The 7792-nt window shown below is 72.0% G+C and carries 12 protein-coding genes; 8 read left to right on the top strand and 4 right to left on the bottom strand.

All coding sequences use genetic code 11. The features are described 5' to 3' along the window. The 5 genes from ABZ646_RS34955 to ABZ646_RS34935 all read left to right on the top strand — a co-directional run. Window positions 1-836, top strand: an 836-nt coding sequence (locus ABZ646_RS34955; RefSeq protein WP_360528114.1) for a segregation/condensation protein A, incomplete at its 5' end; no start/stop codon positions are given. After that, window positions 833-1486 carry an SMC-Scp complex subunit ScpB gene (gene scpB, locus ABZ646_RS34950; RefSeq protein WP_360528111.1) on the top strand — a complete coding sequence of 218 codons (654 nt, stop codon included), beginning with the start codon at window positions 833-835 and terminating at the stop codon, window positions 1484-1486. The genes ABZ646_RS34955 and scpB, both read left to right, overlap by 4 nt. Continuing rightward, window positions 1486-2607, top strand: a complete 1122-nt coding sequence (locus ABZ646_RS34945) for a pseudouridine synthase (protein ID WP_360528108.1) — start codon at window positions 1486-1488, stop codon at window positions 2605-2607. The genes scpB and ABZ646_RS34945 overlap by 1 nt, the downstream gene beginning before the upstream one ends. Window positions 2608-2766: 159 nt before the next feature. Then, window positions 2767-3486, top strand: a complete 720-nt coding sequence (locus ABZ646_RS34940) for an NUDIX domain-containing protein (protein WP_360528105.1) — start codon at window positions 2767-2769, stop codon at window positions 3484-3486. Then, on the top strand, window positions 3483-4502 hold the full coding sequence (locus ABZ646_RS34935; RefSeq protein WP_360528102.1) for an ADP-ribosylglycohydrolase family protein: 1020 nt from the start codon (window positions 3483-3485) through the stop codon (window positions 4500-4502). Before ABZ646_RS34940 ends, ABZ646_RS34935 begins: the two co-directional genes overlap by 4 nt. A gap of 11 nt (window positions 4503-4513) precedes the next feature. Here the strand turns inward: ABZ646_RS34935 and ABZ646_RS34930 are convergent, their stop codons facing one another. From ABZ646_RS34930 to ABZ646_RS34915, 4 genes are read right to left on the bottom strand one after another with little or no spacing between them, the layout of a single operon-like run. Continuing rightward, window positions 4514-5194, bottom strand: coding sequence for a nucleotidyltransferase domain-containing protein (locus ABZ646_RS34930; RefSeq protein ID WP_360528099.1), 681 nt, complete (start codon window positions 5192-5194; stop codon window positions 4514-4516). Between the two features lie 23 nt (window positions 5195-5217). After that, window positions 5218-5706 carry a Rieske (2Fe-2S) protein gene (locus ABZ646_RS34925; RefSeq protein WP_360528096.1) on the bottom strand — a complete coding sequence of 163 codons (489 nt, stop codon included), beginning with the start codon at window positions 5704-5706 and terminating at the stop codon, window positions 5218-5220. Beyond that, complete coding sequence (locus tag ABZ646_RS34920; protein WP_360528093.1) at window positions 5703-6287, bottom strand: DUF6529 family protein; 585 nt, start codon at window positions 6285-6287, stop codon at window positions 5703-5705. The genes ABZ646_RS34925 and ABZ646_RS34920 overlap by 4 nt, the downstream gene beginning before the upstream one ends. Window positions 6288-6316: 29 nt before the next feature. Continuing rightward, window positions 6317-6829 carry a hypothetical protein gene (locus ABZ646_RS34915; protein ID WP_360528090.1) on the bottom strand — a complete coding sequence of 171 codons (513 nt, stop codon included), beginning with the start codon at window positions 6827-6829 and terminating at the stop codon, window positions 6317-6319. Between the two features lie 125 nt (window positions 6830-6954). Between ABZ646_RS34915 and ABZ646_RS34910 the strand changes: the two genes are divergently transcribed. The 3 genes from ABZ646_RS34910 to ABZ646_RS34900 all read left to right on the top strand — a co-directional run. Continuing rightward, entirely contained in the window at window positions 6955-7128 is a 174-nt protein-coding gene (locus tag ABZ646_RS34910; protein WP_360528087.1) for a hypothetical protein, read from the top strand. 96 nt (window positions 7129-7224) lie between these two features. Further along, complete coding sequence (gene aroH / locus ABZ646_RS34905; RefSeq protein WP_360528085.1) at window positions 7225-7587, top strand: chorismate mutase; 363 nt, start codon at window positions 7225-7227, stop codon at window positions 7585-7587. After that, window positions 7584-7792: FAD-dependent monooxygenase (locus tag ABZ646_RS34900; protein ID WP_360528082.1), on the top strand; the 209-nt coding region annotated here is incomplete at its 3' end. The genes aroH and ABZ646_RS34900, both read left to right, overlap by 4 nt.

Below are 7792 nucleotides of genomic sequence, written 5' to 3'. Positions count from 1 at the left end.
GCTTGACGTCCACGGCTGTGCCCAGCAGCGCCTTCTTGCCCGCGTCCTGCACACCGGGGCCCTTCGACCTCCTCCTCCAGCTGATCTCCAAGCACAAGCTGGACGTCACCGAGGTCGCGCTCTCCAAGGTCACCGACGAGTTCATGGCGCACATCCGGGCCATGGGACCGGACTGGGACCTGGACCAGACGACCGAGTTCCTCGTCGTCGCCGCCACCCTGCTCGACCTGAAGGCCGCGCGGCTGCTGCCCGCCGCCGAGGTGGAGGACGAGGCCGACCTGGCGTTGCTGGAGGCCCGGGACCTGCTGTTCGCACGGCTGCTGCAGTACCGCGCGTACAAACAGATCACCGACATCTTCAACCGGCGCCTTGCGGACGAGGCCCGCCGCTGGCCCCGTACCGTCGGCCTCGAACCGCATCTCGCCGAGCTGCTGCCCGAGGTCGTCATCAGCATCGGGGCGGAGGGATTCGCCAGGCTCGCGGTCAAGGCGATGCAGCCCAGGCCCAAGCCGCAGGTGTACGTCGACCACATCCACGCCCCGCTGGTCAGCGTGCAGGAACAGGCGGGGATCGTGGTGGCGCGGCTGCGGGAGCTCGGCGAGGCCAGTTTCCGGGTCCTGGTGGCGGACACCGACGACACCCTGACGGTCGTGGCCCGTTTCCTGGCCCTGCTGGAGCTGTACCGCGAGAAGGCCGTCGCCCTGGACCAGGAGACCGCGCTCGGCGACCTGATCGTGCGCTGGACCGGCGGGGACGGCGAGACCCGGCCGATGGTCACCGACGAGTTCGACCGGCCGCCCGAGCCGCCCGAGCCGCCCAAGGAGGAGAAGCCGTGAGCGAGGACACCACGGAACTGCCGACGGGGCTGCGTCCCGTCGCCGACCTCGACCTGAAGCCGGCCCTGGAGGCGGTCCTGATGGTCGTGGACGAGCCGGCCACGGCGGCGCACCTGTCCAGGATCCTGGAGCGACCCCGGCAGACGATCACGAAGGCGCTGCGCGCGCTGGCCGACGAGTACACCGCGCAGGGCCGCGGCTTCGAGCTGCGGTTCGTCGCGGGCGGCTGGCGCTTCTACACGCGCGGCGAGTACGCGCCGGCCGTGGAGCGGCTGGTCCTGGACGGGCAGACGGCACGGCTCACCCAGGCCGCGCTGGAGACCCTCGCGGTCGTCGCGTACCGCCAGCCGGTGAGCCGCAGCCGGGTCTCGGCCGTACGAGGGGTCAACTGCGACGGGGTGATGCGCACCCTGCTCCAGCGCGGTCTGGTCGAGGAGGCGGGCGCGGAACCCGAAACAGGTGCGATCCTGTACAGGACGACGAACTACTTCCTGGAGCGGATGGGCCTGCGTGGCCTGGACGAGCTCCCGGAGCTCGCGCCCTTCCTCCCGGAGGCCGAGGCGATCGAGGCCGAGACCCAGGAGGGCGTGCCGTCGTTCGATCCGGACGCTCCGGATTCCGAGGACGCAGACGACAAGACGGAACTTTGATGCGAAGCAGCAGCGGCAGGAACAGCAGCGGAAACAACGGCGGGAGCCGTGGTGGCAACAGCGGCGGCCGCGGCGGGAGCAGCGGTGCCCGCGGTAACTACCGCGGCGCCGGCAACGCCCGCGACGACAAGCAGGGCGGCCGGCCGAAGAAGCCGCGCCCGGAGGAGCGGCGCTACGACGTGGGTCCCGGCGCCACCCAGGACGGCCCGAAGTCGGGCCGCGGCGCCTCGGCGCGCGGCGGCGCCAAGGGCGGACCGAGGCAGGGGCAGGGCACCGGGCGCGGCCGTACCGCTCCGGCGAGCTCCCGTGAGTACGACGCCCGCGCCGAGGAGCGCAACCGCGAGCGGTACGCGGGCAAGAAGGACGTGAAGCTCCCGAAGACCTTCCCGGGCGCCGAGCAGGAGGGCGAGCGGCTGCAGAAGGTCCTCGCCCGCGCGGGCTACGGCTCCCGGCGCGCCTGCGAGGAGCTGATCGAGCAGGCCCGCGTCGAGGTGAACGGCGAGATCGTCCTGGAGCAGGGCAAGCGGGTCGACCCGGAGAAGGACGAGGTCCGCGTCGACGGGCTGACCGTCGCCACGCAGTCGTACCAGTTCTTCTCGCTGAACAAGCCGGCCGGCGTGGTCTCCACCATGGAGGACCCGGACGGCCGGCAGTGCCTCGGCGACTACGTCACCAACCGGGAGACCCGGCTCTTCCACGTGGGGCGCCTCGACACCGAGACCGAGGGCGTCATCCTGCTCACCAACCACGGCGAGCTGGCGCACCGGCTGACCCACCCCAAGTACGGCGTGAAGAAGACCTACCTCGCGCACATCGTCGGTCCGATCCCGCGCGACCTGGGCAAGAAGCTCAAGGACGGCATCCAGCTGGAGGACGGTTACGCGCGCGCGGACCACTTCCGGGTCGTCGAGCAGACCGGCAAGAACTACCTGGTCGAGGTCACCCTGCACGAGGGCCGCAAGCACATCGTGCGCCGCATGCTGGCCGAGGCCGGCTTCCCGGTCGACAAGCTGGTGCGGGTCGCCTTCGGCCCGATCACCCTCGGCGACCAGAAGTCGGGCTGGCTGCGCCGCCTGTCCAACACCGAGGTCGGAATGCTGATGAAGGAAGTCGACCTCTAGAGCGCCCTGTACGTCCTTCTGACGGCCGGTCCCGGCTCCACCGGGGCCGGCCGTCGTCGTTCCCGGGAAAGGGGTTCCAGCGGGCGTGGAGGGCTTGCGTGGTGATCCGACGGGGTTTTATAGTCGTAGCGACTATTAGTCGGAGGGGATGACGGAACCGTGCAGGGTTACGACAAGTACGCCTACGAACCCTTCGCCGTCACCGTGGACCTCGCCGTCCTCACCCTGCGCGCCGGCGCCCTGCACGTGCTGCTCGTCGAGCGCGGACTGGAGCCGTACGCCGGCCGGTGGGCGCTGCCCGGCGGCTTCGTGCTGCCCCGGGAGTCGGCCGAGACGGCGGCCCGGCGGGAACTCGCCGAGGAGACCGGCCTGGCGGACCTGTCGGGGCTGCGCCTGGAGCAGCTGCGCACCTACAGCGAGCCGGACCGCGACCCGAGGATGCGGGTCGTATCCGTCGCCTTCACCGCGCTGCTGCCCGATCCGCCCGAGCCGCACGGCGGCGGCGACGCGGCCCAGGCGCGCTGGCTGCCGTACGACCCCGCCCGGCCGCTCGCCTTCGACCACGACCGGATCCTCGCCGACGCCCACGACCGCGTCGGCGCGCAACTGGAGCACAGCTGTCTCGCCACCGCCTTCTGCCCGCCCGAGTTCACGCTCGGCGAGCTGCAGAACGTCTACGAGACCGTGTGGGGCGTCGCGCTGGACCGCCCCAACTTCCGCCGCAAGGTCCTCACCACACCCGGTTTCGTCGAACCGGTCCCCGGAGCCGCCCGGTTGACCGGCGGGCGCGGCAAACCCGCCGCGCTCTACCGCGCGGGCACCGCCACGACGCTCCGCCCGCCCCTGCTCCGCCCGTCCCGGGAAGGACGCCCCGCATGACCTTCACCGCCCACAAACGCGCCGCCACCGGCTCCCTCATAGGTCTCGCCCTCGGGGACGCGCTGGGCTTCCCGACCGAGTTCAACGACGTACCCGCCATCCTCGCCAAGTGCGGACCCTGGCGGCAGATGGAGCTCCCCGAGCGCGCCTTCGTCTCCGACGACACCCAGATGACCCTGGCCGTCGGGCACGCGCTGCGCACCGCCATGGACCGCGGCGTGCTCGGGCCCGAGCGGCTGGAGCGACCGCTGCGCGAGGAGTTCGTGAACTGGTACCAGTCACCGGAGAACAACCGCGCACCCGGCCGCACCTGCCTGCGGGCCTGCGACCTCCTGAAGGAGGAGGGCCGCATCTGGCAGGACGCCAGCCAGATCGGCTCCAAGGGGTGCGGCGCCAACATGCGGGTCGCGCCCATCGGCCTCGCACCCGGCCTGAGCGACGAACAGCGGTCCGGAGCCGCGCAGTTGCAGTCCGCCCTCACCCACGGCCACCCCACCGCCCTGGCCGCCTCGGACCTCACCGCGCGCGCCGTGCGGCTGCTCGCCCAGGGCACCGAACCGGCGGCACTCGTCACCCGGCTGAGGGCGTACGCCGTGGACAACCGCACCCGCTACCACCACACCTGGCTCGGCGACCTCTGGACCCGCGGCCACGACGCGGGCCCCGAGGCGTTCATCGCACGCGGCTGGGACGAGTGCCTGGAGATCCTCGACCGCCTCCGGGACGCCGTGGCCACCGCCTCACCTGAGGACGACCCCTGCCTGGCCACCGGCGCCGGCTGGATCGCCGAGGAGGCCCTGGCGACCGGCCTGCTGTGCTTCCTGCTCTTCCCCGGGGAACCGTTGGCCGCCCTGCGCCGGGCCGCCTGCTCCTCCGGCGACTCCGACTCGATCGCCTGCCTCACCGGGGCGTTCGCGGGGGCCTGGCTGGGCGAGGACGCCTGGCCGACACAGTGGGCCGACCGCGTCGAGTACCGGGGCGACCTGATGACCCTGGGCGCCCTCTGGGACGCCTGAGCCGGGTCCGGTCACGCCGCCGAGGCGCGCCGGGTCCGGAACAGGAAGTCGGCCACGCGCGCGTGGTCGGGCTCCGCCGGGAGCGGAGTGCGCTCCAGGGCCTCGTCGGTCTCCTCGGCCAGCCGGGCGAACCGCGACTCCACGACGGGCCAGGGCACCTCGCCCCGCTTCACCGCCAGCAGCGCCTCTCGGCCGTCGCCGACCTGGACCGTCAGCTCGCCGGTGCGCAGCAGGTCACGGGCGCTGGTCAGCAGCCGCAGCAGGTGCATGGCGTGCTTCCAGCGCGGCGCGCCGCGGGTGCGGACGTCGTCCTGCAGCTTGCGGCGCTGTGCGAGGGCGTAGCCGGTGAAGGTGGCGTGGGTGCGGCGGGACAGAAAGGCGCCGCGCAGCGCGAGCAGTTCGCGGCCCGTGTCGTCGACGTGCTCCACCAGGGGCGAGTGCAGGCACTCCAGGATGTTCGGATTGGCCCGCAGCGCGAGCTCGCAGAAGCGCTCCAGCTCCCAGGAGAACTGCTCCTCGCCCGGCCCCTCCACATGCGGCGGTGGCTTCTCGAAGCGCCAGAACAGGGGAGTGGGGGCGAGGAACACGCCCCGCCGGTCGGTGTCGCTGTCCCCGGTGGCCAGCCCGAAGGCGCGCGACCCCATGACACAGGCGTAGATGGTGTGGTCGCGTACCAGGTCCTCGGGTTGCATGCCGAGGGAGCGTACGCGGCCGGTCAGGCCACCGTGATCGAATTTCCGCTCACGGTGATGGACTTGGCGGGCAGCGGCCGGGTGGCCGGACCGTGGGCGACCGCGCCGTCGGCGATGTGGAACCTGCTGCCGTGGCAGGGGCAGTCGATGGTGCCGTCCGCCACCTTGGCCACGGTGCAGCCCATGTGGGTGCAGATCGCTGAGAAGGCCTTGAACTCGCCCTTCGTCGGCTGGGTCACCACGATCTTCTGGTCCTTGAAGATCATGCCGCCACCCTCCGGGATCTCACTCGTCTGCGCCAGCGCGTTCCCGGTGGCAGCGCTCGCCGACCCGGAGGCGGACGAGCCGGCGGTGGGCGACGCCGCGGAGGAGGCGGGCGTCTCGGGCGAGGCGGGCGTCTCGGTCGAGCTGGAGGAGCCGTTGCCGTTGTTGTTGCCGCAGCCCGCGCAGGTCGCGGCGAGCGCCGCGGCACCCGCTGTGAGCATGGTGCGCCGAGTGGAGCCCTCGGTCATGTCGTCACTCCGAACGTGCGGAAGAACCAGAATGCGGACGTCAGCCAGACGAGCGTGAGCACGGCGAACACCAGCCCACCGACGATCGGCAGCAGCCAGCCAGGGAGTCGCTCCCAGCGGAGCAGCAGCATCTTGGCACTGAAAACACCGAAGAAGAAGCAACCCAGGATGGAGTGCCACAAAACGCGTGTTTCGTACGTCTGATAGCCCAACGCGTACAGGCAGTGCACCGCCACCGGGACGGCGACCAGGAAGGCGATCCGCCCTGACCAGCGGTGCAGGCCCGAGGCCCAGCGCGGTCCCGGCAGCTTCCCGTACAGCATCAGCGCGGAGACCAGCTGGACGAGCGCGAAGAAGAACGCGATCGAGGCCAGCCACGCCTTCCCCGCGAACGTGCTGCTGAAGGCGCCGAGGCCGAAGACGCTCCCGGTCGGGTGGTGGACCCTGCCGTACACGCCGAGGGCGACCGTGACCGCGCCGGCCACCAGGGCGGGGACGAGATAGCGGGCGGGGCGCGGGCCGCGGCGGTGCGGCTCGGGCGGCGGCCAGCTCTGGGAGGCGGCGTTCGGGTCGGCGGTCATGCTCGGCTCCCTCGGGTCTCGGCCGGATGTCAGGGGAGGACCGGTTCCGCTGTCAGCCGCTGTCCGTCGACCGTGACGGCGCCGGTCGCCGGGTCGATGCGGGGTGCGGACGAAGGCGCGCCCTCGCGGTCGACGATGCCGACCTGGCAACCGTCGGCGAGCACGATCCAGCCGCCGTCGACCCGCGCCCCGCGCACGGTCGCCGTGGCCCGGTAGAGCCCCGAGTCCTCGACGGCATCGAGGGCGGTGAAGGCGTAGCGGCCGCCGGTCAGTCTCATGGTGCCGTCGGATCGCACCCGCGCCTTGAGCCAGGACTCCTTGCTGTACCCGTCGCAGAAGTGCGCGACCGCCCTCCCGTCGCGGACCGAGGCGGCGACCGAGGACGAGACGTCGTCGGTGCGGCCGGCACAGGAGGCGTCGGCGATCTCCGACGGTGACGGCGACGAGGCGTTCCTCGTGCCCGCCGTCGCGTCGAGCGCCAGCGTGAGCAGGCCGAGCAGCAGACCTGCGAGCAGGGTCAGCAACGGGCCGGGACGTTTCATGACGGACCTCCCCCGAGGCGGGTCTGCCTGCCATCAGAGCGGACCGGCGGGTCGGGCGTAAAGAGGCGCGCTGGGGTGTTTCACCCCAAGTAGCGGAATTGTGTCATACGCGTGACATTGGGGCCATGGCAGGCAGAGACCTCGAAAACATACTCGGCAACCTCCTCGGCGAGGACGGCGAAGGCGCCGGGCCGCTGACCACGCTGATCGGCGCGATGAGTCACGGCCAGGGCGGCAGCTCGCTCGGCGGGCTCCTGGAGACTCTCGCGAAGTCCGCTCCGGCCGTGCGGAAGGACTAGGCGGCGTCTCAGCGGGCGGGCACGGCGCACGGGACCGGCGGCGGGCTGACTAGGCTGGACGGACCAACAGGCCGACGTCGGAACAGGAGCGGTGCGGTGGCGGTACGAGCGGTCCGGGGGGCCGTCCAGCTGGAGCGGGACGACGCGGGTCACATGGAGCAGCAGGTCGGAGCGCTGCTCACGGCCATCCTGGAGCGGAACGGCCTGACCGCCGACGACGTGATCAGCATCTGGTTCACGGCCACGCCCGACCTGCACAGCGACTTCCCGGCGGCCGCCGCGCGCAAGCTCGGCATCGTCGACGTACCCCTGATCTGCGCCCAGGAGCTGGACATCGCGGGCGCCATGCCCAGGGTGGTACGGATACTGGCGCACATCGAGTCCGAGCGGCCCCGCGCCGAGATCAACCACGTCTACCTCGGTGCCGCGGCCGCCCTGCGCAAGGACATCGCCCAGTGAGAACCGCGCTCGTCATCGGTACCGGCCTGATCGGTACCTCCGCCGCGCTCGCCCTCTCCCAGCGGGGCGTCGTCGTCCACCTCGTCGACCACGACCCCGAGCAGGCCCGTACCGCGGCCGCGCTCGGCGCGGGCACCGACGAGGCGCCCGTCGGCCCCGTCGACCTCGCGATCGTCGCAGCCCCGCCCGCCCATGTGGCGTCCGT

Source organism: Streptomyces sp. NPDC007162 (assembly GCF_040634175.1).
In the GTDB taxonomy this organism is placed as follows: domain Bacteria; phylum Actinomycetota; class Actinomycetes; order Streptomycetales; family Streptomycetaceae; genus Streptomyces.
This window is presented reverse-complemented; position numbering and strand designations above follow the sequence as displayed.

What these genes read in the sequence shown, in the direction of transcription:
- ABZ646_RS34935 (WP_360528102.1), top strand. Translation starts at nt 3,483, where the DNA reads ATGACCTTCACCGCCCACAAACGCGCCGCCACCGGCTCCCTCATAGGT.
- ABZ646_RS34925 (WP_360528096.1), bottom strand. Translation starts at nt 5,706, where the DNA reads ATGACCGAGGGCTCCACTCGGCGCACCATGCTCACAGCGGGTGCCGCG.
- ABZ646_RS34945 (WP_360528108.1), top strand. Translation starts at nt 1,486, where the DNA reads ATGCGAAGCAGCAGCGGCAGGAACAGCAGCGGAAACAACGGCGGGAGC.
- ABZ646_RS34920 (WP_360528093.1), bottom strand. Translation starts at nt 6,287, where the DNA reads ATGACCGCCGACCCGAACGCCGCCTCCCAGAGCTGGCCGCCGCCCGAG.
- ABZ646_RS34930 (WP_360528099.1), bottom strand. Translation starts at nt 5,194, where the DNA reads ATGCAACCCGAGGACCTGGTACGCGACCACACCATCTACGCCTGTGTC.
- ABZ646_RS34910 (WP_360528087.1), top strand. Translation starts at nt 6,955, where the DNA reads ATGGCAGGCAGAGACCTCGAAAACATACTCGGCAACCTCCTCGGCGAG.
- ABZ646_RS34915 (WP_360528090.1), bottom strand. Translation starts at nt 6,829, where the DNA reads ATGAAACGTCCCGGCCCGTTGCTGACCCTGCTCGCAGGTCTGCTGCTC.